Raw genomic sequence first — 24,849 nt, forward strand, 5'->3', positions numbered from 1 at the left:
GTTTGATGCATTTATTGAAACACAAAATTTACAATTTAACTCTTTATTTTTTGTAACCGAATCATGAACGCCCCATTAATAATGCACTAGCTGCAGGGGTAAACAGCCAGAGCTTTATTATTTATGAAAACAGAAATTCGCTATTGTTTTGAATCTTCACAAGTTGCTAACCGGTTTTTACACGAGCTGAAAGACTGGCCGGTTAACGATGTAAAAACACGACTTTTTAATGGCGGCGATAGTGTAAAAGTGACATACGAATACGACGAAAGTGGTTTTGATTACACCTTAGCCGAGCTCGACGACCTAGCAGAAAAGCATGGCGGAAAAGAAGTTTAAATTAAGTAATAACAATAACTAAAGGCAATCTAATGAAAAATAAAGTGTTAAGTTTATTTACAGTAATATATTTAGCTTTTAGCTTATTAAGCCATGCTGAACCGATTAAAACAAAACCTTTTAGTATTGGTGAAACCTTTACCTTTAAATCAACCACGCTTGAGCAGCAACGCACTATAAACGTTTACTTGCCTAATAGTTATGAGCAATCAAGCGATAAGCGTTACCCTGTTATTTACTTACTCGATGGCTCAAAAGATGAAGACTTTATTCATATTGCAGGACTCGTACAGTTTGCCTCTTTTTCGTGGATAAATCATATACCCGAAGCCATTGTTGTGGGTATAGAAAATATCGACCGCAAACACGATTTTACATCACCGAGTAATAACGCTCTCGATTTAAAAGGTTTACCAACGCATGGTGGCTCAAAAAAGTTCATTAGTTTTATAAACGACGAACTACGCCCACTGATCAATAAAACTTACCATACTAACTCAACAAACACTTTAATTGGTCAGTCGTTAGGCGGCCTATTAGCTACCGATATTTTGTTTAATCACCCTGCAATGTTTAATCATTACGTAATAATTAGCCCAAGCCTATGGTGGGCCGATAATGAATTACTAAATGGCCCTTTTGAGCCAACTACCTTTCCTCAATCGGTTTATATTGGAGTGGGTAAAGAAGGTGAGCTAATGGAAGGTTTAGCAAAGCAATTACATAAAAAAGTAGCGCCTATTCTTAGTAGTAAAAGCCAAGTACAATTTGGCTATTTTGAAAACCTAGATCACACTGAAACACTACATTTAGCGGTATACGATGCTTTTAAAAAAATGAACTATCATCCCGAATAGTTAAGTATGAATAGTTAAATATAAATAACTTCATATATAAAAACGCCAATAATGCACTGCATCATTGGCGTAAAACTATATTGTAACTAACAAAATAAAATTACTCTTCTACAGAAAACTCTACTTTTGATGAAGATGAACTCGCAAGATCCAATACTTCATAATAATTTAAGCCATCAATTTTTTTACCAATAATAAAGTAATTCACTTCATTCATCATGGTAGGGTCGCCTATTATATCTTCTGCGCTTTGCACGTCAGAAAACTGAATTGACATTAAGGCACCTAAAAAGCGCATTGACTCTTGAGGTTGTAATGCCTTTAAAACTTTATTAACTCCTGCCTGAGTTGATTCAGGCGTGGAGCCATCAAACCTAAAATCACTTTTTGTACTAACACATGCACTAAGCATTAATATTGATAATGCGATAAGTAAATGTTTCATAAATATATTCTTATTAGTTATTCGTGATACTTGCGGATCATCGCCACTTTGCCGTTTTCAATTTCGATTACTTCCATCATTACTGATGTATATTCTATTGATTGCTGATTTTGCGGATGAACACCTTTTACATCGTTTTTATAACGAATAGCAAAGCCTGTATCGTTAAACACAAATGTATTAAGCAGTGTGCTTTCAAACAATGTGTGCGCACCTAAGTAAAAACTCATACCTTTGCGCATTTGCTTTTTACCATCTAGAGTACGTGAGTCATCCGGTTGATACGGAATATGCTGATTGCCAATATCATCGGTTAACAATACAAGGTAAGCCTCAAGCTCTTTAGCACCTGCGTTAGGTGCTTGTGTGGCGGTCATTGTTTTATAGTACTGCTGCGCAAACGCATTTAAGTCGAGTGGCTTTTCAGCATAAGCCGAAAAAGCAGTTACCAAAGCCAAACCTAACGTTAAAAGTAGCCTCATTACTTATTCCCTGTAGTTAAAAATATTGATTTATTTACAGGTACACTATATTAATGCGCTCAATAATAAAACAAGTAACTTTAAGTAATTAATACCAATTGCATTAAATTAGTGTTCATTATAGCGCTAAGAAAATAGCGTAATAACAAGGCAAAAATTACGACATATAGTTGTTCTATATGAATAATTTTTAACGCAGTGAGTGCGCTATTTAATACGATAAAATGATCATGTTTTTAATAAAATTGGTATAAAATCTACATTTTTCTCTTTACTCTGTTGGTTGCAACGCTGTTGGCAGGGTCGTCTGGCCAAAAATGCTTAGGGTAACGACCTTTCATTTCCTTTTGCACATCGCGGTAACTGCTAGCCCAAAAGTGGGCTAAATCTTGAGTAAGTTGCAATGAGCGTTTACCTGGCGATAGCAACTCCATAAGCAGTGGCAGTTTACCGTTGGCAAGCATAGGCGTACTGGTCAAGCCGTAAACTTCTTGCATACGCACGCTTAGCTTTGCGGGGCCATCAAGCTGGTATTCAATTTTTATATTTGAGCCACTTGGCACCGTTAAGCGCAGTGGTAACAGTGCTTTTAAAGCTGTTTGTTGTTGCCAATCAAAACAGTTTTGTAATGCTTCAAAGTAGTTAAACTTTTTAAGCTGCGTGAGCGTTTTAATATCTTCTAAAAATACGCCTAGCCACTGCGCTGCATTTAGAATACGTTGTTGCTCGTTTATTTGTGGAAATTTATCGGGCAATAACTTACTTGCCAAGCTCATGCGTATCAGCAATTGCTGCGCATCAGGTTGCTCGTTAAATAATGCAAAACCGTGTTTAGTAAATAAGTTAAGCCACGCTTTGGCACGCTCGCTTTTGTCTAGTTTGTGTTTACTAGGCTGGCTGGTAAGCGTTATAGCACCAAGCTTCACTTCATCTTGATGAATAAAGCGTGCGGCTTTTTCGTCAAATTCGCAGCGAGTTAATTCACTAAATAAATGCGGTAAAAATTCTTGTAACTCAAATGGGTTAAGCGCGGTGGCTGCAAATATACGCCCGCCTTTGTGCCCGCCCATGGTTGCTATCGCTAAGTAGTCGTCGTTGTGCCAATAATTGCTATTAAGCTCAGCCCCTGCACCATTGGCAAGTAAGTAACCATTACCGCGCTTTTTAGCAATACGATCGGGATAAGCAAGTGCCACCAGCAAACTTAAATGTTCTGTATTTAAATCAGCATTTGACTCTTTTACTTTTAAACGGCTTTGCCAATATTTTAGCTGCTGCTTAAATACCGGATGTGGTCGTTGCTGTTGGTTATGCAACGCTAAACTCAACTCGTTTGCACTGTTTACTCGGCTCTCAAGTAATGCCACTAAATAAATAGCGAGCCTAAAAATACCAGGGAGTTGGTCATCAAGTATTTGTGCTTTTAGTAGCATATGCGCCAAACGAATATCAGCACCAAAACCTAACATTTTACTGCCAAGCGGTGTGAGCTTACCCTTGCTATCAATAGCTTCTAGCATGTTGAGCAGGTTACTTGCTTGCTCGCATTGTTGCTCAGTAGGCTTATCAAGTAGGGTTAGCTCATCAATACTGGCTCCCCACTGCTTTGCCTCAAGCATAAGTTGGCTTATGTCTGATGTGAGTATTTCGGGATTGTCGTGGCTATTACGTCGCTCAAAGGTTTGCTTTGAGCCAATTCGATAAACAATGCCCGGCTCTATTCGCCCTGCACGTCCTGCTCGCTGCACAGCAGAAGAGCGCGATATACTTTGTGTTGTGAGCTCTGTGACCCCTGTTTTTAAATTAAAGGTCGCTGCACGGCGCTTGCCGCTGTCAATTACAATGCGTATGCCTTCAATAGTTAAACTGGTTTCGGCTACATTGGTGGTAAGCACTACTTTGCGCATACCGTTTGGTGCAGGAGCAATAGCGGCTTGCTGATTAGCTTTATCTTGCTCGCCAAATAGCGTTGCTACAGTGCAGTTACTGGGTAAATCGCTAAGTGCTTGCTGCACCCGTAGTATTTCAAATTGCCCGGGTAAAAATACCAATGCACTGCCTGTTTGCTCATTAAGCGCTTGTTTTATTATGCTAGGAATTGCATCAAGCCAGCGGCTTTCATCTTTTATGGGTATGTAGACTTCGTCTATTGGGTAACTGCGACCGCTCGATTGAATTACAGGGCAATCAAAAAACGCAGTGTAACGCTCAGTATCTAGCGTTGCCGACATAAGCATGATGGTTAAGTCTTCACGCAGTGCACTTTGGGTCTCGAGCGCAAAGGCAAGTGAGGTATCGGCTGCAATTGAGCGCTCATGAAACTCATCAAATATAAGTAAATCTATGTCGCTTAATTCAGGGTCATTTTGTAGCATGCGTGTAAGCATGCCTTCGGTGACTATTTCGAGGCGCGTATTAGCGCTTACTTTACTCTCGCCTCTAATCCGCAAACCCACACTTTGCCCAACACTCTCGTTTTGGCACTTTGCTAAATAACTGGCAATATTACGTGCAGCTAAACGGCGAGGCTCTAGCATCACAATGCGTTTAAAATGCCCATCGCGCATTAGTTGTAGTGGTAACCACGTAGATTTACCAGCACCAGGCGGCGCTTGTAGTAACGTAATTGGATTACGTTGTAATGTAGTAACGAGTTGTTGATATATGTCTTGAACCGGCAGCACAGCTATTTACCCTAAATTGCTTTGCAGGCATTGTAACAAAAAACCAAAGCCTAGCTGCGATTGATGTTTATTAATAATTGCTATTAACTACCGGATACCATTCTAATTCGATCAGCCGGTACGCGTAATTGCTCCATTAAGTAAGTTTTAAATGAGGCTTCGTAAGGCTGCTCATCAACCGCTTTTTGCATGCATAACAACCATGCACCGCTTTCATCAATGCCTACATGTAAATGTTTGTGCGCTTGAGGAATATTTATACTGCCAAAATGCTCAGCGTATAATTTAGGGCCGCCTAGCCAGCCCGACAAAAAGTAAGCGAGCTTTTTACGCGATGCCGATAAATTTTTTGAGTGCATGCCCCTTATATGCTCAGCCTCTTTTAAAGTTTCCATATTATCGTAAAACGCATTCACCAGTTGTGTAATACCTGCTAATTCACCTGCCATTTTGTACGAGTAGTCGCCCACTCCGTATTCATACGTTTTAGTATTCATAACTCACTCATGTTAGCTACTTTGTTTAATACCTGCATATTAGCTTAAAACAAAAATTTAAGAATGAGTTACATCAAAGCTGCGTAACTTATGTCAGCAATAATTACAGACCGCTCTGTATATTTTTTAAGGATGTGCTCACAACATTAATAATTACTGCCTCAATAAAAACATAACACGATGATTATAAATGAAAAATAAATTTTTAACTTGTTGGTACACACCTTGCTCCTTTTATACTGAACGTTAATTAAATCTAAGTAAGGAGAAACTTATGAACAGCGATCGTATGAAAGGTAATTGGAACGAACTTAAAGGTAAGGCTCAACAAAAATGGGGCGATCTTACTAACGACGATTTAGATAAAATTGAAGGTAGCCGTACAGAGCTAGTTGGCAAAATCCAGCAGCAGTATGGTAAATCTAAAGAAGAAGCAGAGCGTGAAGTTGATGAGTTTGAAAAAACTCACTAATCGCTAACTTCTAAAAAAACCGCCTTTTGGCGGTTTTTTTGTTTAAGCTGTAGTTATTTAGCTACGCTTTTAGCTGATCACCTATTGGTAACTGCCTAATGCGCTTTCCGCATGCTGCAAAAATAGCATTACATAATGCTGGCGCATAAACTGGTGTAGATGGCTCACCTACCCCTGCTGGTGGTGCATCGCTTTGTACAATTTCAACGTCAATCTCAAGCGGTGAGTCGCTCATACGCGGTACGCGATAGTCATGAAAATTGCTTTGCTGCACGCGGCCTTTATCAAAGGTAATACCGTCACTAATTGCAGTGGTAATACCGTAAATAGAGCCACCTTGGGTTTGATTTTTAACGGTGTCGGTATTTACAACCGTGCCCGCATCAATGGCAACCCACGATTTAATTACTTTTAAATCGCCAGCATCCGACACTTCTACTTCAACTACCGTCGCTACGTAAGTTAAAAAGCTTCTATGCGCTGCTATACCTAAACCTCGCCCTTTAGGAAGCTCTCGCCCCCACTTACTCATGTCAGCAACCTTTTCAATAACATGGCGTAGTCTGCCAATATCTAAAGGATAAACCGCTTTATCGCCGCCATAATTATCATATGTGGCATTTTGCTCAGTTACATCAAGGATTCGGCTTGGACCTATAGTTTCTAATAAATAGTCTTTTTGGTCGCGACCGGCTTTGTGCGCTGCTTCACCAATAAATGACTGAATAGCAAAGGCATGAAAAATATTTGATACAGAACGCATCCAACCAATTCGTGCTTTGGCTTGCGCATCACCGTTTTCTAACTTCATGTTAGGTGTGTTAATTGGGTTGTCGGTAAACCCTAAGCGCAGTTCAAAGCTCCCTGGCGTAGTTGCCCCTTCTGAAAAGGTCGAGGTGATCGGTGAAAACGCGGTGCGGTGTAAATAAGATTCTATTGCGCCATTTTTATCTAACGATGCTTCAATGTGCTGAGCCGAAACCGCATGGTAAAAACCATGCTGTATGTCGTCTTCACGCGTCCATTGCACACGAATGGGTTTGCCTACTTTCATTGAAAGGTAAGCCGCTTCTGCTGAGAAGTCAGGTTTTGACTTACGCCCAAAACCGCCTCCTAACATGGTAACGTGAACATTAATTTTGCTCTCATCCATGCCAAGCATTGCAGCCACTGTTTTCATATCGGCTTGTGGGTTTTGCGTAGCAGCCCATATATCAACACGGTCTTTGTTGTACATCGCTGTGGCACAAGGTGGCTCCATTGGTGCTTGAGCAAGATGCGGCGCGTAATAATCGGCTACAAGTTTATTGCTCGATTTAGCCAACACGCCCATGGCATCGCCTTTATCACGTATATTTGCCTGTGGAGTTTGTACTGTTTTTAATAATGACTTTTTAAATTCTTCTGAATTATAATCGCCATTTTTGCCATCATCCCACACGACTTTTAATGCTTTACGCCCTTGCCATGCAGCCCATGTGTTTTTAGCTATAATCGCAATGCCACCTTTTGGCTGAAACTGCGGTGCGCCTTTTGGTACAGGCATTTCAATTACATCTATAACGCCATTTATCGCTTTTGTAGCACTGGCATCAAACGACTTAACAACACCGCCTACTACCGGCGGGCGTTCAATTATAGCCACCAGCGCTTGTGGTTCGCGTACATCGGCTGCAAATATAGCTTTGCCTGTTACTAAATCTGCTAAATCTATGTGCGCCATGCCGGTATTAATATAACGCCATTCTTTGCGTGTTTTAAGTGTTAGTTTGTCAGCTTCTGGTGGCGTTATTGTAAGTGCTAAGTCGATTAAATCTTTATAAGTAAGCGATTTACCTGAGCTGTGTGTAACAACGTGTTGATTAGCAGTACAGGTTTGTGGATCAACTTTCCAATACTTAGCGGCAGCGTGCTGCATCATGTAACGCACACTTGCGCCCATTTCACGCAGGCGCTGCATATTGTAGCGAATACTGCGCGAGCCATCGGTATTTTGATCGCCGTATTTAGGGTCACCCTTACCCTGAATAACAATAACCTTATCCCACGCAGCTTCCATTTCATCGGCAACAATTTGTGCAATCGCGGTGCGAATTTGCTGACCCATTTCAGAGCGATGGCAGGTTATTTCAACCATGCCATCAGGGCGCAGTGCTATAAATAAGTTTGCGCGCTTTGCTTGCTCAGATGGCTGCTCTAAAACGCCAGCAAATGCCCTTGGCGCACTGCCAACAAAATAAGTACCGAGTACCAACGCACCTAGGGCACTCGTTTTTAAAAACTTACGGCGGGTTAAATCAAAGTATGTATTATTTGCTTCGCTCATACTTCTTCCCCTAGTTCATTTGGGTCAAAATACTGCACGCCCGCAATAGTTTTAGCAGCCGATTTAATCGCTTTATGAATACGCGGATAAGTGCCACAACGGCAAATATTGCCTGACATATTACTTACTATTTCATCGTCGGTTGGGTTTGGATTTGCAGCTAATAAGCTTGCTGCTTGCATCATTTGGCCGCACTGACAAAAACCACACTGCGGTACTTTATGCTCAACCCATGCTTGCTGCACTGGATGGTCGCCCTGCTCACTTAGCCCTTCAATTGTTGTAATTGAACGCCCTGCTGCTGCCGCTACCGGTAATACACACGAGCGTTGAGCTACTCCATCAATATGCACTGTACATGCACCGCACTGAGCCATACCACAGCCAAACTTAGGCCCGGTTAAATTCAATTCGTCTCGGAGATACCATAATACTGGCGTTGACGGATCGCCAGAAAACTCATGTTTATTACCATTAATGGTAAGCGTGATCATACTAAACTCCTTGGCAAAGCGCTTTTAAAGGACGGTTCCTTGTTGCGCGAGAACTATTTTAATTACTTACTACTTTTTAGCCTACCACTTAGATCTATTTTATAAAAATACTAATTATTAGAACGCTTAATTGTTAAAAACAGATCCACATTGTTTAATACACTAAAAATATACATTAATTAGCACTTACCACAGGCTCGTTTAACAACCGCTCATCGTCTTTATAAACTTCAAGCCAACCCGGTGGTGATGTATCGCAGCCAATAATGGTTACTTGTAGCACATAACTGTAACGTCCATTTTTAAACGTATAGTGATGATTCCCGCCGCTACCCTCAAATGTAATATCGCCATTTAGTAAAACCATATCAGGCTTGTCGCTTGGTTTTTTATTAATACCCCACACTGCATACCGATAATTATGACCCCCTAAATCATCAACACGAATATGGTAGTTAGCTGTTTTCCAATCGAGTACTGGTTTTTCAAAATTATTGATACTTGCGTGCAAGGATTGCTTACCTTGTTCGATTAAGCTTTTAGCAAGTGCCTGCTCTTTAGTATTTTGGGTATTTACAGCAATAATTTTACCGTCAGTATCTACCCACATAACGCCGTTATTTAGCATAATGCCGCGCCAACCAACTTTATCCCAATCGGTATTAATGTTTGAGGCGGCAATCGCTGCCACTAGCTCATCATTAAATACTTCATCAAAGCGGTTAATAAACTCAGCTTCATTTTTAATGTCAGGTATGGGGTACTGTCGTTTTAGCGGGTAATAAACAAGCGAAGCAATAGCTGCTTTATCGTTACCTTCAAAGGCAGCAATAACAGGCAAAACGCTCTCGTGATACTTTTGATCAAGCGCAAATGTGTTTGATGTAAAAAGTAAGGATAAGCACAGTAGAATGTGGCTTAGATATTTCATTTATAGTCCTTCAATTTGGGCTTTTATTATATTTCTAATACTTTGACCTAAAATCTTAGAACATACTTTTCTGCGTCGTAAGACAAGCTCGACAACTCATTTTCTAACTCGTTAACCCTTCTAGTTAATAGCATGATTTTTTCACTTTGCTCACTTTGTGCAGTAACTGTTTCGATAGGCTGAGCGTATGCCAATGATGTACTTGTAACCCATATAATAAAGCAAAGAATAAATTTCATTTTATTCCTTTAAGTTGTTTAAACTTCATTTAGTTATTAACCAAATTACGCTAATTGTGGTTGAGATAAAAAACCAGTATTTAGAGCTTCTCTTTGTTTATTAAAGCTCTTTCTTTGACTGCGGCTTGGCGAATAAAGAACATTATTACGCAGCTTGCAATATTTCCACCTATTAATAAGCTGAGTATTGCTAAAATAGTTATTTGATTAACTTTTCTCTTGGATACAGCCCATAAATGCCACAAAGCATAACTACAAAGGCCAAGCACTGCCAAAGCTAGCGCTAAGGGATGTACACTTCCTTTTTTGAGAACAATAAAAACCATCCCACCAGCAGCAACTAGTGAAAAAAGACATAGCCCGACCAGATAAAGCTTTACGAAAAAACCCAGAGTCGAAAAGCTAAATTCATGTTTAATTTTGTTTGATTGATTAATTTCTGCAGTCATAATATCCCTTATTGATAAAGTATAAAAAGCTTATCAAATATCATTTGAGGGAGGCCTCAAAATGATTTCCATTTCTTCACTCAATAATTTCATTTAATAAACTTATTGTAAACAAGTAATTACCTAAATTAAAAAAAGATATTAGATAGTGCTTTGTAATAAAAAAACGAGCCTAATTAGGCTCGTTTTTGTTTTACTGATAGCTGACAGCTAAAAACTGACCGCTTCAACCTTTGACTACTTCGCTATGATTCCGGCTCATACCCCAAGTTAGGTGATAGCCATCTTTCTGCCTCTGCGAGCGTCATATTGGTTCGCTTAGCGTAGTCTTCTACTTGATCGCGTTGTACCGCTGCTACTGCGTAGTACTTAGCCTCAGGGTGTGAAAAGTACCAACCTGAAACAGCAGCACCTGGCCACATGGCGTATGAGCTGGTGAGCTGCATGCCAATGCGTTTTTCGGTATCGAGTAACTGCCAAATTTTCTTTTTCTCGGTGTGCTCAGGGCACGCTGGGTAGCCTGGTGCTGGGCGAATACCTTGGTAGTTTTCGCGTATTAGCTCATCGTTTGCTAGGTTTTCGTCTGGTGCAAAACCCCAATACTCTTTACGTACTTTTTCGTGTAGGTATTCTGCAAACGCTTCTGCGAGTCTGTCGGCAACCGCTTTAATCATTATTTTGTTGTAGTCGTCTTGCTGTGCGTCGAACGCATTTGCCAAGTCGTCTTCTTCTAAACCGCCTGTTACAGCAAACGCGCCAAAATAGTCAGGTGTGCCTTTGGGCGCTATGTAGTCGGCTAGGCAGTAGTTAGCAAAGTCGGTTTTTTCGGTTTGCTGACGTAAATGGCATGAAGTAGTTAACAGCGTTTTGCGTGTTTCGTCTGTGTATATTTCTATGTCGTCCCCAACGCGGTTTGCAGGGAATAAACCAATTACGCCAAGTGGTTGCAAACTACCTGCTTTTTCAAGGTCGTCTAACATGTCGTTAGCGTCTTTAAATAAACTTTGGGCTTGCTCGCCTACGACTTCATCGGTCATTATGCGCGGGTACTTACCGGCAATTGACCACGTCATAAAGTATGGCGTCCAATCTATGTATTTACGCAAAGTGGCGATTGATACGTTTTTAAACTCGATCACGCCAAGCTTTTTAGGCACTGGTGGCGTGTAGTTATCCCAATCAAGTTGTGCTGCGTTATCGCGTGCGCGCTGGATTGTAACAGGCTTAGAACGTGGTTTTTTACGCGCTTGCTGCTCACGTACTTTTACATATTCCGCTTGTGTTTTAGCTAAAAAGGCAGGTTTTAGCTCTTTAGATAACAAGCTTGATACCACACCTACTGCACGGCTGGCGTTACTTACATACACTACGCCCTTGTCGTACTGTGGCTCAATTTTAACGGCAGTGTGCGCTTTAGAGGTAGTTGCCCCGCCAATCATTAATGGGAGTTCAAAGCCACGGCGTTTCATTTCTTTTGCTACATGCACCATTTCGTCAAGCGATGGAGTAATTAAGCCCGATAAACCGATAATATCGGCTTTTTCATCGATTGCGGTTTGCAGTATTTTATCGGCAGGTACCATTACGCCTAAGTCGATTACTTCGTAGTTATTACATTGCAGTACCACGCCTACAATATTTTTACCTATGTCGTGCACGTCACCTTTTACGGTCGCCATCACTATTTTACCGTTGGTTGAGCCTTCTTCTTTTTCAAGCTCAATGTAGGGGTCTAGGTAGGCTACGGCTCGCTTCATTACGCGCGCCGATTTAACCACTTGTGGTAAAAACATTTTACCTGCGCCAAATAAGTCACCTACCACGTTCATGCCGTCCATTAACGGCCCTTCAATTACGTGAATAGGTTTAGCTGCAGCGGCGCGGCATTCTTCAGTATCTTCATCTATAAAGGTAGTAATACCTTTTACTAGTGCATGCTCAAGGCGTTTTGCAACCGGCCATGTGCGCCATTCTAAATCTTCTACTCGCTCGGCTTGCGCCATACCCGAGTACTTTGGTGCAAGCTCAACTAAACGCTCACCTGCGCCGGGATCGGTATTAAGAATTACGTCTGTAACGGCTTTGCGTAACTCATCTGGTATGTCGTCGTAAACGGCAAGTTGGCCTGCGTTTACAATACCCATATCCATACCCGCTTGAATAGCGTGGTATAAAAACACCGAGTGAATAGCCTCACGTACTGGGTTATTACCTCTAAACGAAAACGATACGTTTGATACCCCGCCCGACACTTTACAGTGCGGTAAATTTTGCTTAATACGGCGTGTGCCTTCAATAAATTCTACGGCGTAGTTGTCGTGCTCTTCTATACCGGTGGCTACGGCAAATATATTTGGGTCGAAAATAATATCTTCTGGCGCAAAGCCAATGTCTTCTACCAATATTTTATAACTGCGCGCACATATTGCGAACTTACGGTCGGCAGTATCGGCTTGTCCGTCAGTATCAAACGCCATTACCACGGCGGCTGCACCAAAACGTTTTATTATTTTAGCTTGGCGAATAAACGGCTCTTCGCCCTCTTTTAGCGATATTGAGTTAACAATGGCCTTGCCTTGAATACACTTTAAGCCCGCTTCTATTACTTCCCACTTTGAGGAGTCGACCATAATGGGCACGCGAGAAATATCAGGCTCTGAGGCTATTAAGTTTAAAAACTTAACCATGGCGGCTTTTGAGTCCAACATGGCTTCGTCCATGTTTATATCAATAACCTGTGCGCCGTTTTCAACTTGTTCGCGGGCAACGGTTAGCGCGGCTTCAAAGTCTTCTTCCATGATTAGGCGTTTAAACATGGCCGAACCAGTTACGTTGGTACGCTCGCCAACATTGGTAAATACTGCTATTTGCTGTGTCATGTTGGCTCCTTAATTTAAGTTACAGGCTTCAAGGCCTGATAAACGCATACGTACTTCAAGCTCAGGTAAAGGCCGAGGTTTAACGCCTTCAAGCCCTTTTGCAAACGCGCGAATATGCGCAGGCGTTGTACCGCAGCACCCGCCTACTATATTAATAAAGCCCGATTTACCCCAATCGATAATTTCGGCTGCCATTTCAGGCGCTTCTAAATCGTATTCACCAAACTCATTAGGCAAGCCCGCATTAGGGTGTACCGATGTAAAGGTTTCGCACACGCGCGACAACTCTTCTACATATTGGCGCAGTAAATCAGGACCAAGCGCACAGTTTAGACCAATTGAAATAGGCTTAATATGGCGAATAGAATTATAAAATGCTTCGGTTGTTTGCCCCGAAAGCGTACGGCCAGAGGCGTCGGTAATAGTCCCCGAAATCATAACTGGTAATTTACGCCCTGCTTGCTCAAAGGCTTCTTCTACGCCAAACGAGGCGGCTTTTGCGTTAAGAGTGTCGAATATAGTTTCGATTAGTATTAAATCGGCGCCGCCTTCCATTAATGCAAGTGTTGATTCAATATACGCAGTAACCAGCTTATCAAAGGTGACATTTCGGTAACCCGGATCGTTTACGTCTGGCGAAATTGAACACGTTTTAGATGTCGGCCCTAAAACACCGGCTACGTAACGCGGTTTTTCTGGCGTTTTAGCACTAAATTCGTCGCACATTGCGCGTGCTAATTTAGCCGACTCTAGGTTTATTTCACGACTTAGGCTTGCCATGTCGTAATCTTCCATCGAAATAGTGGTCGAGTTAAACGTATTGGTTTCGATAATATCGGCGCCCGCTGATAAAAAACCACGATGAATATCAGTGATTAAATCGGGCTTGGTTAGGCTTAATAAATCGTTATTGCCTTTAATTAATACATGCCAGTCTTTAAAACGCTCTCCGCGATAGTCTTCTTCTTCTAGCTTATGATCTTGGATCATGGTGCCCATAGCGCCATCTAAAATTAAAATGCGTTCTTTTAATGCGGCGCTTATTTCGGCTTGCTTATTATTTGTAGGAGCGTTATTCGGCATAGTTGTTAGTCCTCACGTCTTGGCTAACTAAATTAATATCATACGGTGTGGTTTGGTACACGTAGTAATTTAACCAGTTCGAAAAAAGTAAAAAAGCATGGCTTTGCCACGTTTTTGAAGGTTGTTTGGTTGCATCATCATCCGGAAAGTAATTTTCGGGTTTTGGTGCATTAGGGCTTTTTTTACAATCGCGCTCGTATTCTGCTTTTAGCGAGTCGGCGTCGTACTCAGGATGACCGGTTATAAACACTTGGCTACCCGATTTATTTTTAAGTAAGTAAGCCCCTACTCGCTCAGAACCAGCCAGTACAACTAGCTCATCACAGGCGTTTATTTTATTTATATCAATGTGGCCGTAGCGTGAGTGCGGTACCAAAAAGGTGTCGTCGAATCCGCGAGTCAGTGCGCCGTGATCAAAGTAACATTGGTGGGTAAATACGCCACACAGTTTGTCGTCTTTTAAATCGCGCTTTAAATTGTAACGGTGATATAACGCTGCATGCGCTGCCCAGCACGAAAATAACGTAGAGGTAACGTGTTGCTCAGCCCAATCAATAATGACCTTTAGCTCATCCCAATACGCTACATCGTCGTATTCTAAATGCGCAAGTGGCGCGCCAGTTACTATTAATGCGTCGTAATTGTTGTCTTTAACCTCAGAAAAATAACGATAAAAGGTATCAAGGTGCTCTTCTGAGTTGCTACTACTGCGGTGAGTGTCGAGGCGCAGCAGCTCTACGTTTACTTGCAAAGGCGAGTTGGCAAGCAAGCGGATAAACTGAACTTCGGTTTCTACTTTATTAGGCATTAAGTTTAAAATAGCCAAACGCATTGGGCGTATTTCTTGCGTTTTTGCACGTGTTTTAGGCATTACAAATACGTTTTCTTGACGTAAACGTGCAATTGCCGGCAACTCGTCTTTTACTGTAATTGGCATACTTTACTCCTGCTCATAAAAACCGAAGCTTAATTATGAACTGAAAGTAAAAAATATCAACCTCTAGATGTATAGATGTCTAAATGAAATTTATTCATGATTTTATACTTTACTTACAAGCATGCTTTAGTGCTTTAAAACCCGCCATTCGTTGACTGTTTCACCTGTCAGCCACTACAATACAACATTGAAATTTTTATTATTATTTGAAGGCTTTCCTCCATGGTTTTACCTGATAAATTTATATTCTCGATGAGTCGAGTATCTAAGGTTGTGCCACCTAAGCGCACTATCTTAAAAGATATTTCGTTACATTTTTTTCCTGGCGCTAAAATTGGTGTGCTTGGTTTAAACGGTTCTGGTAAATCTACGTTACTACGTATTATGGCCGGTGTTGACCAAGATTTTGAAGGTGATGCACATCCTCAGCCTGGTACAAAAATTGGTTATTTACCGCAAGAGCCTGTTTTAGACGAAAGCAAAACAGTTCGTGAAATTGTTGAAGAAGCTGTTGGCGAAGTTAAACACGCACTTAAACGTCTTGACGAAGTGTATAACGAATACGCCATGGAAGACGCTGACTTTGACGCACTTGCAAAAGAGCAAGGCGAGCTTGAAGCTGTTATTCAGGCGCACGATGGTCACAACATTGATAACGTTTTAGAGCGTGCTGCTGATGCACTTCGCCTGCCAGAATGGGATGCTAAAATTGAGCACCTTTCAGGTGGTGAGCGTCGTCGTGTTGCTATATGTCGATTACTGCTTGAAAAACCAGACATGCTTATTCTCGATGAACCTACTAACCACTTGGATGCTGAGTCGGTTGCATGGTTAGAGCGCTTTTTACACGATTACGAAGGCACTGTTGTGGCGGTTACGCATGACCGTTACTTCCTTGATAATGTAGCTGGTTGGATATTAGAGCTTGACCGTGGTGAAGGTATTCCATGGGAAGGTAACTACTCTTCTTGGCTTGAACAAAAAGATGCGCGCTTACAGCAAGAACAAAAATCTGAAAAAGCACGTCAAAAATCAATTGCGCAAGAACTTGAATGGGTTCGTTCAAACCCTAAAGGTCGCCAAGCTAAGTCAAAAGCACGTATGGCTCAGTTTACTGAAATGCAGCAGTCTGATTACCAAAAACGTAACGAAACTAACGAGATGTTTATTCCACCTGGCCCGCGCTTAGGCGATCAAGTGCTTGAAGTAACGAATCTTCGTAAGAGTTTTGGCGATCGCGTTTTAATTGACGATTTAAGCTTTAGCATGCCAAAAGGTGCCATTGTGGGCATTATTGGTGCCAATGGCGCGGGTAAATCAACGCTGTTTAAAATGATCAGTGGTGAGCAAAAGCAAGACAGCGGTAGCATTACCGTTGGCGAAAGCGTACACCTTGCTACTGTTGATCAGTTCCGCGACGGTATGGACGAAAGCAAAACTGTTTTCCAAGAAATATCAGACGGCCAAGACGTACTAAAAATTGGTAACTTTGAGTTCCAAAGTCGTGCGTATGTAAGTCGCTTTAACTTTAAAGGTAACGATCAGCAAAAGTTTGTTAAAGACCTATCAGGTGGTGAGCGTAACCGTTTACACCTTGCTAAGTTATTAAAAGCTGGCGGCAATGTGTTACTACTCGATGAGCCAACCAATGACTTGGACGTTGAAACATTACGTGCGCTAGAGAACGCTATTTTAGAGTTCCCTGGTTGCGTAATGTGTATCTCGCATGACCGTTGGTTCCTTGACCGTATTGCTACGCACATTTTAGATTACCGCGACGAAGGTCAAATTAACTTCTTTGATGGTAACTATACTGAATACGAAGAGTGGCTTAAAAAGACACTAGGTGCAGCAGCAACTGAACCTAAACGTATTAAGTACAAAAAAATTGGTTAATATTTACTGTAGCTAATTTATTACAGTAAAACTAAGCCCTGCATTTATGCGGGGCTTTTTTATGCCACCAGCATTACAGGAGCATATCCTGCTAGCATGTAGAGAATTACCCGCTATGCTTAATTTATTATAAAAATAGTAAGGCTAAATTAGGTTATGCAAAATCGTCGTCAGTTTTCTCGTGTTTTATTTTCAACCGATGCACAAGTGATTTTTAATGATCACCAATACCCATGTAAATTACTTGATGTATCTTTGCATGGCGCATTAATCACTAAATGTGATGCTTTTATTGGCAACCAAAATAGCCAAGCTGTTCTGCGTTTTTCGCTGCCTCAAAGCGAAATAGAAATAAAAATGGAGGTTGTGGTGTGCCATATAGAAGCGGATCATATTGGTTTAAAGTGCCACCATATTGATATAGACAGCATTACTTATTTAAAGCGTTTAATAGAGCTAAACTTAGCTGATGACGAACTATTACATCGCGAACTCGCTATGTTGATTCACGACACACAAGAATAGACTCATTTGGATTAGTTGATTACCATAGTGCAAACTTTTTAACTTGTGCAAACATGACTTTAAATCCACATTTACCTTTGGTGTATCACCCTAACTACTCGTTTAATTTCGATCCAAAGCATCGTTTTGCAATGAGTAAGTTTGCACATTTATATCAGCATGTAGCAAAGCTTGGTTTGATTGGCGATAACCTGGTTGAGCCAATATTAGGCACGCCAGAGCCACTGGAGCTAATACACTGCGAAAATTACATACATGATTTGTGGAATAACCGCTTAGATGAAAAAGCAATGCGTCGCATTGGCCTACCTTGGTCAAAAGAGCTTATGGCACGTACCTTTACAGCACCTCAAGGTACTTTGCAAACAGCTCGTTTAGCACTTAAACATGGTATAGCCTGCCACTTAGCCGGTGGTACACACCATGCGCATACCGATTTTGGCTCAGGCTACTGCATGGTTAACGATTTAGCCTTTACCACGCAAACTTTAATTGAATCGGGTGAAGTAACTAACGTACTTATTTTTGATTTAGACGTGCACCAAGGTGATGGCACAGCCGCAATGTTACAGCATCAAGCATACGCTTATACTTGCTCTATCCATTGTGAAAAAAACTTCCCTTTCAGAAAATCCGCTAGCGATTTAGATATTGGCTTAGCCGATAATATGAAAGACGACGAATACCTTGCCGTAGTTGACGACACCTTGAGTTATTTACTTAAAGAGCTAAACCCAAGCTTGGTACTTTACGATGCTGGCGTTGATATTTGGCAAGGCGATGGCTTGGGTAAATTAGATATAAGCTGGGATGGCATAGTTAAGCGCGACCATTTAGTGCTAAAACGCTGCCTTGAACACAATACACCCGTTGCTACAGTAATAGGTGGTGGCTACGATAAAGACCATCTTCGCCTCGCTAAACGCCATGCTATTGTTGTTGAGCAAGCCGCTCGCTTTTAGTTTGAAATAAAATTGTTAAATTCTCGTTCTTATTTAATATGTAAAATAAGAACGAACATATTATGAAACAATTCTTTATTGCCATTACACTCATTTTATTAAGTTTTACAGCTTACGCACAAGATAAAAATTCAGAAGCAACATACCCTAAATTACCTACATTAAATTTACAAATGGCCGATGGATCTGCACTCAATACTCAAGATTTATTAGGTCAACCTTACGTTTTACACTTTTGGGCAACGTGGTGTCCGTACTGTAAAAAGCTTCAGCCAGCACTTCAAAAAATTGATGATATGGGCTTAAAAGTTATTGCCGTGAGCTTTAAAGAGGATGACGATGCTACTCCCGCTAAAGCGCTTAGCGATAGAGGTTATACTTTTAAAACAGCCGTAAAAGCCGATGCAACAGCACAGCAATTAGGTATACGAGGCACACCTACTACATTGTTTGTAAATAAAGAAGGTAATGTAATTTGGCTGACTAATACGTCAAACCCAGAGGACGCAAACCTACATTTAAAGGCACGAACATTGTTGCACTCCATATCTGAACAATAATATAGGTCTAAATTTAGTTTAAAAATATAAGTAATATAAACTTTATACTACAATTTAAGCTCATAAATTAATTGAGATTATAATGCGCTTACTACTTACTTTATTACTAATTACTTTAAGTGGCTTTGCCGCAGCTGAAGAAGAAAAAGCAGAACTTCCACCGGTAGACCCCGCTTACAATGCTGAGCACCCTATGGCTTTGGTTAATCAAGGCTCGTCTATTATTGCAATGAATTTACCCACCTATAATTTACCCAATGATGTGCAAGTTGTTTATAAAATAGGAAACCCCGATGTTCCATTTTTAGGCTTTGTTAGAAATGCCGAGTTAATCACCGTAAAGCCACAAGCGTTTAATATTCAGCATTTAATGCGTGGTGAAGAAATTACAATTATTGCCGATATTTACGAGGGTGATTATCAACAAGGTGGCAGTTTAATTTATTCAAAAAAAGAGTTGGTCTTGAGTAAGCAGCTGTATGCCAGAGAACTAAAAAAATTAAGTGAATCATCGCAATGGCAAGACTACGACATGATTACACTAAGCGGTACTGAGCGTATTTATATTCATAAAATTCAAAAAGCGCCGAGCTATAACCATCTTATTTTTGTCGATTTAGTTAATGCATGTATGCAAAAGCTTCGTACCTCAAAACGTGTCCCAGCTGAAAATGAGCTTACTTATAAATTTATTAATTGCGGCACCCTTAAACCACTTTATTACAATGCTGATGATTTTAAAAAGTAAAATAGCGAGTATACGAATGCTAAATAATTTCAATATTCAGGCATAAAAAAAGGCTCTTTCGAGCCTTTGGATTAACTTTGGAATGTTAAAGTTTTTAAATTAGGTAAGTGTTAATAGCTGTGGAGCAACGCTATGATAGTCAACAGCCATAGCAATACTTAACGCTGTAATATTAATGATAGAAAACGCGAACACTTTACGTGCCCAACTGGTTACATCAATATTTCGACGATACCCTCTTAGTGCCATTAGCAACCACCAAAAGCTGGTAATACAAGCAACAGCCATAAAAGCAGCACCTGTGTAGCCAGTAATTGGCAGTAACATCACAACTAACGCGTATACAGCAATATAAAGCACAATGTGGCGTTTTGCTTTGTCGATACCTTGCGCTACAGGTAATACTGGAATACCTGCAGCTTGGTAATCTTTAAAGCGAAAAATAGCGATGGCATAAGAGTGCGGCATTTGCCACAAGCTAAACATAACCAGCAGTATTAACGCGCCCATATCGAACTGGCCTGTTACGGCGCAATAACCGACTACTGGTGGTACTGCGCCCGAAAGGCTACCTACAAAAGTGCCATATACTGAGTTACGCTTCATGTAGAGGCTATAAACCCCTACATAAATTACGTAGCCAAAGGCTGCAAAAAATACCGCGGCTTGAGTGGTATAGGCGATAAGTAAACCAAAGCCCACAACACCCAATAAAATACCGTGACTAAGTGCAGCAAAGGCCGACATTTCGCCTGTTACTGTTACTCGCGTACGAGTACGCGCCATGGCTACATCTATGTCTCTATCTATAACATTATTGATAGCACAACCTGATGCAACCACTAGCGACAAACCAATTAATGTAGCAATCATTAACCATGGGTTTATATCACCGCGCGAGGCAAGTAAAAACCCGCCCGCTACGCTGATCAAATTGCCCATAATAATACCCGGCTTTGTCACTGATAAATAACGACGAAACATCTTCAACTCCTAGTACATCATCATTGCGTTAGATTCATAAATGATCCAAACAGATAACCCAACCACCATTACGATGATCAGAGCACTGAATAGGAATGAGAAAGTACTTGCACGGCCATCTTCGGTCGTAAAATTAAGGTGTAAAAAGTACTTTAAATGCACCCAAATTTGTACGATTGCTAAAGTAACAATGCTCCAAAGCGTTGTTGCCTTTGTGAAGTCGCCTTCCATTACCATCCAAAATGGAATGGCTGTCAAAATTACTGATAACACAAAGCCAATTAAGTAAGTTTTAACACTGCCATGAGATTCATCATGATGATCACTGTGCGTTTGCTTTAACGCATGCGTTTCGCTGTGGCTCATTACATTGCTCCCATTAAATAAACAACGGTAAATACACAAATCCAAACAATGTCTAAGAAGTGCCAAAATAGGCTTAAGCAACTTAAACGCGTTACGGTTGCTTTACCTAGACCGCGTTTAGCAACTTCTATCATCATTATGGTCATCCAAATTAAACCGGCTGTTACATGTAAACCATGTAAGCCAACTAATGAGAAAAACGATGTTAAAAAAGCACTATGTTGCGGACCATGCCCGTTCACTATTAGGTGATGAAATTCGTATATTTCCATACCAATAAACACAGCACCTAAACAAAACGTAATAAATAACCAAGTAAGTGTGAGCGCCTTTTTTTGCCCTTGAGCGGCAATCATGGCAAAACCAAAGGTAATACTACTAATAAGTAGTGCAGCTGTTTCTACTGCTACAAAGTCGAGTTCAAAAATATCTTTACCCGATACACCACCGGCTGTGTTCATAAATAACACGGCGTAGGTTGCAAAAAATGAGGCAAATAATAAGCAATCGGTCATTAGGTATAACCAAAAACCGAATACGGTATCGCCCGATGTATCGTGATGATCATGCTCGTGCGCATGATCATCGTGAGATACAGACTCTAAATTTGCAGATTCTAAATTTGCAGAAAGTGTACTCACGCTTTTAGCTCCTTATTCCCACTTGAATTGTATGCTGCTTCAATTCGTGCAATTTCATCAGGTTGTATATAGTAATCAACATCGCTGGCGTAACAACGTTTGATAAATAAAGCAATTGCGCCAATAAAACCAACAGCTGCTAACCACCAAATATGCCAGATCATCGCAAAACAAAATGCGGTTAAACTTGCTGCCATTAGCACGCCTGCTGATGTATTTTTAGGCATATGAATAGGGCTGTAGCTTGCCTTATCTTGGTAAGCTTGACCTTTTTCTTTCATGTCGGTCCATGCATCAATATCATCAATGTGCGGAATGGTAGCAAAGTTATACACTTGTGGAGGTGAGCTTGTTGCCCACTCAAGTGTGTGTCCGTTCCACGGATCGCCTGTTGTATCGTCAAGCGCTTCACGGTCTCTAAAGCTCACATATAATTGAACTGCTTGGCTAATAATACCAAACATAATAATGACAGCACCGCCTGCAGCAATGTATAGCCAAATGTTCCAATCAGGATTATTAGTGTGGTTTAAACGACGTGTCATACCTAAGAAACCAAGTACATACAACGGCATAAATGCAACGAAGAAACCGATAATCCAACACCAAAATGATGCCTTGCCCCATTTTTCGTTAAGCTTGAAGCCCATCGCTTTAGGGAACCAAAATACAAAACCTGCTAGGTAGCCAAATACAGCACCACCGATAATTGTATTATGAAAATGTGCAATTAAGAATAAGCTATTATGCAGTACGTAATCGGCACCAGGAATAGCAAGTAATACGCCAGTCATGCCGCCTACGGTAAAGGTAACCATAAAACCAAGTGTCCAAAGTACCGGAACGGTTATACGTAAACGACCTCGGTAAATAGTAAATAGCCAGTTAAACAACTTAACGCCTGTTGGTACGGCAATAACCATGGTCATTACCCCAAAGAACGCGTTAACGTTAGCACTTGAGCCCATTGTGAAGAAGTGATGTAACCAAACAATAAACCCTAAAATAGAGATTGCACCGCTGGCGTAAACCATCGATTTATAACCAAATAAACGCTTACCTGCAAATGTCGAAATAATCTCAGAAAAAACACCAAACGCCGGTAATACTAAAATATATACCTCAGGATGACCCCATGCCCAAAACAGGTTGATGTACATCATGGCGTTACCGCCCAATTCATTGGTAAAGAAATGGAAATCGAGATAACGGTCAAGCGTTAACATAGTAAGCATTGCGGTTAAAATTGGGAATGATGCTGCAATTAAGATGTTTGCCCACGTACATGTCCATGTGAAAATTGGCATTTTCATTAAGGTCATGCCTGGTGCACGCATTTTGATAACGGTCGCTAAAAAGTTTACTGCAGTTAAGAGTGTTCCAAGACCGGATATTTGCAAAGCCCAAATATAATAGTCGACCCCCACCCCAGGGCTAAAGGTCAGCTCCGAAAGTGGCGGATACGCCACCCAACCTGTTTTAGCAAACTCACCAAAAACCAGCGACATATTAATTAAAATAGCACCACCGGTAGTTAACCAAAAACTTAAATTGTTTAAAAATGGAAAGGCAACATCGCGAGCACCAATTTGCAGTGGTAGTACAATGTTCATTAAACCAATCATAAATGGCATCGCCATAAATATGATCATAATTACGCCGTGAGCTGTAAATATTTGGTCGTAGTGCTCTGGTGGTAAATAACCGGGCGCGCCACTAGTAGCAAGTGCTAACTGAGTACGCATCATTATTGCATCAGAAAACCCACGAAACAGCATTACTAAAGCTAAAATAATATACATTACGCCTAAGCGCTTATGATCCACAGATGTGATCCAGTCGCGCCAAAGCACGCCCCATTTTTTATGCTTTGTAATTAGCGCAGTAATAACAATTGCAGCTATTAAAATAGCTGCCATCGTAAACACAAGAATCGGCTCGTGAAACGGTATTGCATCGAGTGAAAGTTTACCTAAAAACGACATTATTATTCCTCGTCCTGGCTGTGTGATGGTTTCGCTGAATGTTTGTCCATTGCGTGATGTTGCATACCCATCTCGCCATGTTCGCTCATCGCATTGTGCTTTTTATTCATATCGCCATGCGCCTGCATATATTTCATGATAATGGTATGAAATAAGCTGTCTTCAACTTTACCGTAATAAGCAACAGGATTATTTTCGCTCGCTTTTGCAAGCTCAACATAATTTGCATGAGTCAGATTATTAGCGCTTGAATTCGCTTTTACATCACTCACCCACTTATCAAAACCAGCTTGAGTAGGGGTAGCAATGGCATTAAACTTCATACCAGTAAAACCTGCACCACTGTAATTTGCTGAGAAACCTTTAAACGTACCTGGCTCATTTGCAATTAAGTGAAGCTTGGTTTCCATCCCAGCCATTGAGTATATTTGACTACCCAATTGCGGAATAAAAAATGAATTCATTGTGCTCTCTGACGTGATTTTATATTCAACAGGTACATTTGCCGGAAACACTAATTCATTAACCGTAGCAATACCTTGCTCAGGATAAATAAATAGCCACTTCCAATTTAATGACACCACTTCAACAGTAAGATGCTTACCTTTACCTTCAATGGGTTTGTAAGGGTCTAGCTCTTGGGTAGACACCCAGGTAATAACACCTAAAATAATCACAATAACAATAGGAACAGCCCAAACTGCGGCTTCAATTTTATTTGAATGAGCCCATTTTGGAGCGTAAATTTCATGAGTTTGCGTGTCTCTATATTTCCATGCGAAATACAAAGTCATCACAATAACGGGAACGACTACAAGCAACATAAGCACGGTTGCGATGATAATTAAATTTTTCTCATCTATGCCTATCTGCCCTTTTGGATCGAGTATCCCGCCTTTACAGCCTGACAACGCCAGCACGGTACTAGCTAAAGCAATATTACAAAGGTTACGAATTAACAAGGGAGTATCCTACAAACCTAGAGTTTCAGTTTGCTGCTTTGCATAAAAACCAAAGCAACGATTTTTCAATAAAAACCCAAGTTAACTAGAATTAAATTATAAAAAT

At 40.9% G+C, this 24,849-nt stretch carries 25 protein-coding genes; 8 read left to right on the forward strand and 17 right to left on the reverse strand.

The window, feature by feature from the left end; translation table 11 throughout:
* Nucleotides 1-123: 123 nt before the first annotated feature.
* Together I6F50_RS10375 and I6F50_RS10380 are read left to right on the forward strand one after the other, a co-directional pair.
* Nucleotides 124-339, forward strand: a complete 216-nt coding sequence (locus I6F50_RS10375) for a hypothetical protein (protein ID WP_165728509.1) — start codon at nucleotides 124-126, stop codon at nucleotides 337-339.
* Between the two features lie 32 nt (nucleotides 340-371).
* Nucleotides 372-1,196: an alpha/beta hydrolase gene (locus I6F50_RS10380; protein ID WP_165740547.1), complete on the forward strand. Its 825-nt coding sequence runs from the start codon at nucleotides 372-374 to the stop codon at nucleotides 1,194-1,196.
* 100 nt (nucleotides 1,197-1,296) lie between these two features.
* Here I6F50_RS10380 and I6F50_RS10385 read toward each other — a convergent pair whose 3' ends face one another.
* The 4 genes from I6F50_RS10385 to I6F50_RS10400 form a co-directional block, all read right to left on the reverse strand.
* Nucleotides 1,297-1,641 (reverse strand): hypothetical protein, encoded by a 345-nt coding sequence (locus I6F50_RS10385; protein ID WP_165728507.1) that lies wholly within the window; start codon nucleotides 1,639-1,641, stop codon nucleotides 1,297-1,299.
* A gap of 17 nt (nucleotides 1,642-1,658) precedes the next feature.
* Complete coding sequence (locus tag I6F50_RS10390; RefSeq protein WP_197176194.1) at nucleotides 1,659-2,123, reverse strand: nuclear transport factor 2 family protein; 465 nt, start codon at nucleotides 2,121-2,123, stop codon at nucleotides 1,659-1,661.
* A gap of 257 nt (nucleotides 2,124-2,380) precedes the next feature.
* Nucleotides 2,381-4,807 carry an ATP-dependent helicase HrpB gene (gene hrpB, locus I6F50_RS10395; RefSeq protein ID WP_197176195.1) on the reverse strand — a complete coding sequence of 809 codons (2,427 nt, stop codon included), beginning with the start codon at nucleotides 4,805-4,807 and terminating at the stop codon, nucleotides 2,381-2,383.
* A gap of 83 nt (nucleotides 4,808-4,890) precedes the next feature.
* Nucleotides 4,891-5,304 carry a group II truncated hemoglobin gene (locus I6F50_RS10400; protein ID WP_197176196.1) on the reverse strand — a complete coding sequence of 138 codons (414 nt, stop codon included), beginning with the start codon at nucleotides 5,302-5,304 and terminating at the stop codon, nucleotides 4,891-4,893.
* Between the two features lie 274 nt (nucleotides 5,305-5,578).
* On the opposite strand from I6F50_RS10400, the gene I6F50_RS10405 reads away from it, so the two are divergent.
* Entirely contained in the window at nucleotides 5,579-5,776 is a 198-nt protein-coding gene (locus I6F50_RS10405) for a CsbD family protein (protein ID WP_008132353.1), read from the forward strand.
* Nucleotides 5,777-5,837: 61 nt separating this feature from the next.
* Here I6F50_RS10405 and I6F50_RS10410 read toward each other — a convergent pair whose 3' ends face one another.
* The 8 genes from I6F50_RS10410 to metA all read right to left on the reverse strand — a co-directional run bounded on the left by I6F50_RS10410 (nucleotide 5,838) and on the right by metA (nucleotide 15,114).
* Nucleotides 5,838-8,102 carry a xanthine dehydrogenase family protein molybdopterin-binding subunit gene (locus tag I6F50_RS10410; RefSeq protein ID WP_197176197.1) on the reverse strand — a complete coding sequence of 755 codons (2,265 nt, stop codon included), beginning with the start codon at nucleotides 8,100-8,102 and terminating at the stop codon, nucleotides 5,838-5,840.
* Nucleotides 8,099-8,596: a (2Fe-2S)-binding protein gene (locus I6F50_RS10415; RefSeq protein WP_197176198.1), complete on the reverse strand. Its 498-nt coding sequence runs from the start codon at nucleotides 8,594-8,596 to the stop codon at nucleotides 8,099-8,101. The genes I6F50_RS10410 and I6F50_RS10415 overlap by 4 nt, the downstream gene beginning before the upstream one ends.
* Before the next feature lie 175 nt (nucleotides 8,597-8,771).
* Nucleotides 8,772-9,527 carry a hypothetical protein gene (locus I6F50_RS10420; protein ID WP_197176200.1) on the reverse strand — a complete coding sequence of 252 codons (756 nt, stop codon included), beginning with the start codon at nucleotides 9,525-9,527 and terminating at the stop codon, nucleotides 8,772-8,774.
* 47 nt (nucleotides 9,528-9,574) lie between these two features.
* Entirely contained in the window at nucleotides 9,575-9,766 is a 192-nt protein-coding gene (locus I6F50_RS10425) for a hypothetical protein (protein ID WP_197176203.1), read from the reverse strand.
* 80 nt (nucleotides 9,767-9,846) lie between these two features.
* Entirely contained in the window at nucleotides 9,847-10,215 is a 369-nt protein-coding gene (locus I6F50_RS10430) for a hypothetical protein (RefSeq protein ID WP_039487230.1), read from the reverse strand.
* Nucleotides 10,216-10,460: 245 nt separating this feature from the next.
* Nucleotides 10,461-13,094, reverse strand: a complete 2,634-nt coding sequence (gene metH / locus I6F50_RS10435) for a methionine synthase (RefSeq protein WP_197176207.1) — start codon at nucleotides 13,092-13,094, stop codon at nucleotides 10,461-10,463.
* A gap of 9 nt (nucleotides 13,095-13,103) precedes the next feature.
* Nucleotides 13,104-14,177 carry a homocysteine S-methyltransferase family protein gene (locus I6F50_RS10440; RefSeq protein WP_197176209.1) on the reverse strand — a complete coding sequence of 358 codons (1,074 nt, stop codon included), beginning with the start codon at nucleotides 14,175-14,177 and terminating at the stop codon, nucleotides 13,104-13,106.
* A complete protein-coding gene (gene metA, locus I6F50_RS10445) occupies nucleotides 14,167-15,114 on the reverse strand; it encodes a homoserine O-succinyltransferase (RefSeq protein ID WP_007376156.1) in 948 nt (315 codons plus the stop codon). The genes I6F50_RS10440 and metA overlap by 11 nt, the downstream gene beginning before the upstream one ends.
* Nucleotides 15,115-15,336: 222 nt before the next feature.
* On the opposite strand from metA, the gene ettA reads away from it, so the two are divergent.
* The 5 genes from ettA to I6F50_RS10470 all read left to right on the forward strand — a co-directional run bounded on the left by ettA (nucleotide 15,337) and on the right by I6F50_RS10470 (nucleotide 19,805).
* Nucleotides 15,337-17,010: an energy-dependent translational throttle protein EttA gene (ettA, locus tag I6F50_RS10450; RefSeq protein WP_007581203.1), complete on the forward strand. Its 1,674-nt coding sequence runs from the start codon at nucleotides 15,337-15,339 to the stop codon at nucleotides 17,008-17,010.
* Between the two features lie 156 nt (nucleotides 17,011-17,166).
* On the forward strand, nucleotides 17,167-17,535 hold the full coding sequence (locus I6F50_RS10455; protein WP_007581201.1) for a PilZ domain-containing protein: 369 nt from the start codon (nucleotides 17,167-17,169) through the stop codon (nucleotides 17,533-17,535).
* Nucleotides 17,536-17,588: 53 nt separating this feature from the next.
* A complete protein-coding gene (locus tag I6F50_RS10460) occupies nucleotides 17,589-18,497 on the forward strand; it encodes a histone deacetylase (RefSeq protein WP_021032146.1) in 909 nt (302 codons plus the stop codon).
* A 62-nt stretch (nucleotides 18,498-18,559) separates the two neighbouring features.
* A complete protein-coding gene (locus I6F50_RS10465) occupies nucleotides 18,560-19,057 on the forward strand; it encodes a TlpA disulfide reductase family protein (RefSeq protein ID WP_197141199.1) in 498 nt (165 codons plus the stop codon).
* An 82-nt stretch (nucleotides 19,058-19,139) separates the two neighbouring features.
* The gene (locus tag I6F50_RS10470; RefSeq protein ID WP_165740402.1) at nucleotides 19,140-19,805 is read left to right on the forward strand and encodes a hypothetical protein; all 666 of its coding nucleotides are present in this window, start codon (nucleotides 19,140-19,142) and stop codon (nucleotides 19,803-19,805) included.
* Between the two features lie 99 nt (nucleotides 19,806-19,904).
* On the opposite strand, the gene cyoE is transcribed toward I6F50_RS10470, so the two are convergent.
* From cyoE to cyoA, 5 genes are read right to left on the reverse strand one after another with little or no spacing between them, the layout of a single operon-like run.
* Nucleotides 19,905-20,789, reverse strand: a complete 885-nt coding sequence (cyoE, locus tag I6F50_RS10475) for a heme o synthase (RefSeq protein ID WP_197119093.1) — start codon at nucleotides 20,787-20,789, stop codon at nucleotides 19,905-19,907.
* Between the two features lie 9 nt (nucleotides 20,790-20,798).
* Nucleotides 20,799-21,155, reverse strand: coding sequence for a cytochrome o ubiquinol oxidase subunit IV (gene cyoD / locus I6F50_RS10480; protein WP_197141201.1), 357 nt, complete (start codon nucleotides 21,153-21,155; stop codon nucleotides 20,799-20,801).
* Complete coding sequence (gene cyoC, locus I6F50_RS10485; RefSeq protein ID WP_165728488.1) at nucleotides 21,155-21,796, reverse strand: cytochrome o ubiquinol oxidase subunit III; 642 nt, start codon at nucleotides 21,794-21,796, stop codon at nucleotides 21,155-21,157. Before cyoC ends, cyoD begins: the two co-directional genes overlap by 1 nt.
* Nucleotides 21,793-23,781 (reverse strand): cytochrome o ubiquinol oxidase subunit I, encoded by a 1,989-nt coding sequence (gene cyoB / locus I6F50_RS10490; RefSeq protein ID WP_165728487.1) that lies wholly within the window; start codon nucleotides 23,779-23,781, stop codon nucleotides 21,793-21,795. Before cyoB ends, cyoC begins: the two co-directional genes overlap by 4 nt.
* 2 nt (nucleotides 23,782-23,783) lie before the next feature.
* Nucleotides 23,784-24,743: a ubiquinol oxidase subunit II gene (gene cyoA, locus I6F50_RS10495; protein ID WP_165728486.1), complete on the reverse strand. Its 960-nt coding sequence runs from the start codon at nucleotides 24,741-24,743 to the stop codon at nucleotides 23,784-23,786.
* Nucleotides 24,744-24,849 lie beyond the last annotated feature (106 nt).

Origin of the sequence: Pseudoalteromonas sp. NZS127_1 (genome assembly GCF_015864295.1) — a bacterium.
In the GTDB taxonomy this organism is placed as follows: Bacteria; Pseudomonadota; Gammaproteobacteria; order Enterobacterales; family Alteromonadaceae; genus Pseudoalteromonas; species Pseudoalteromonas arctica.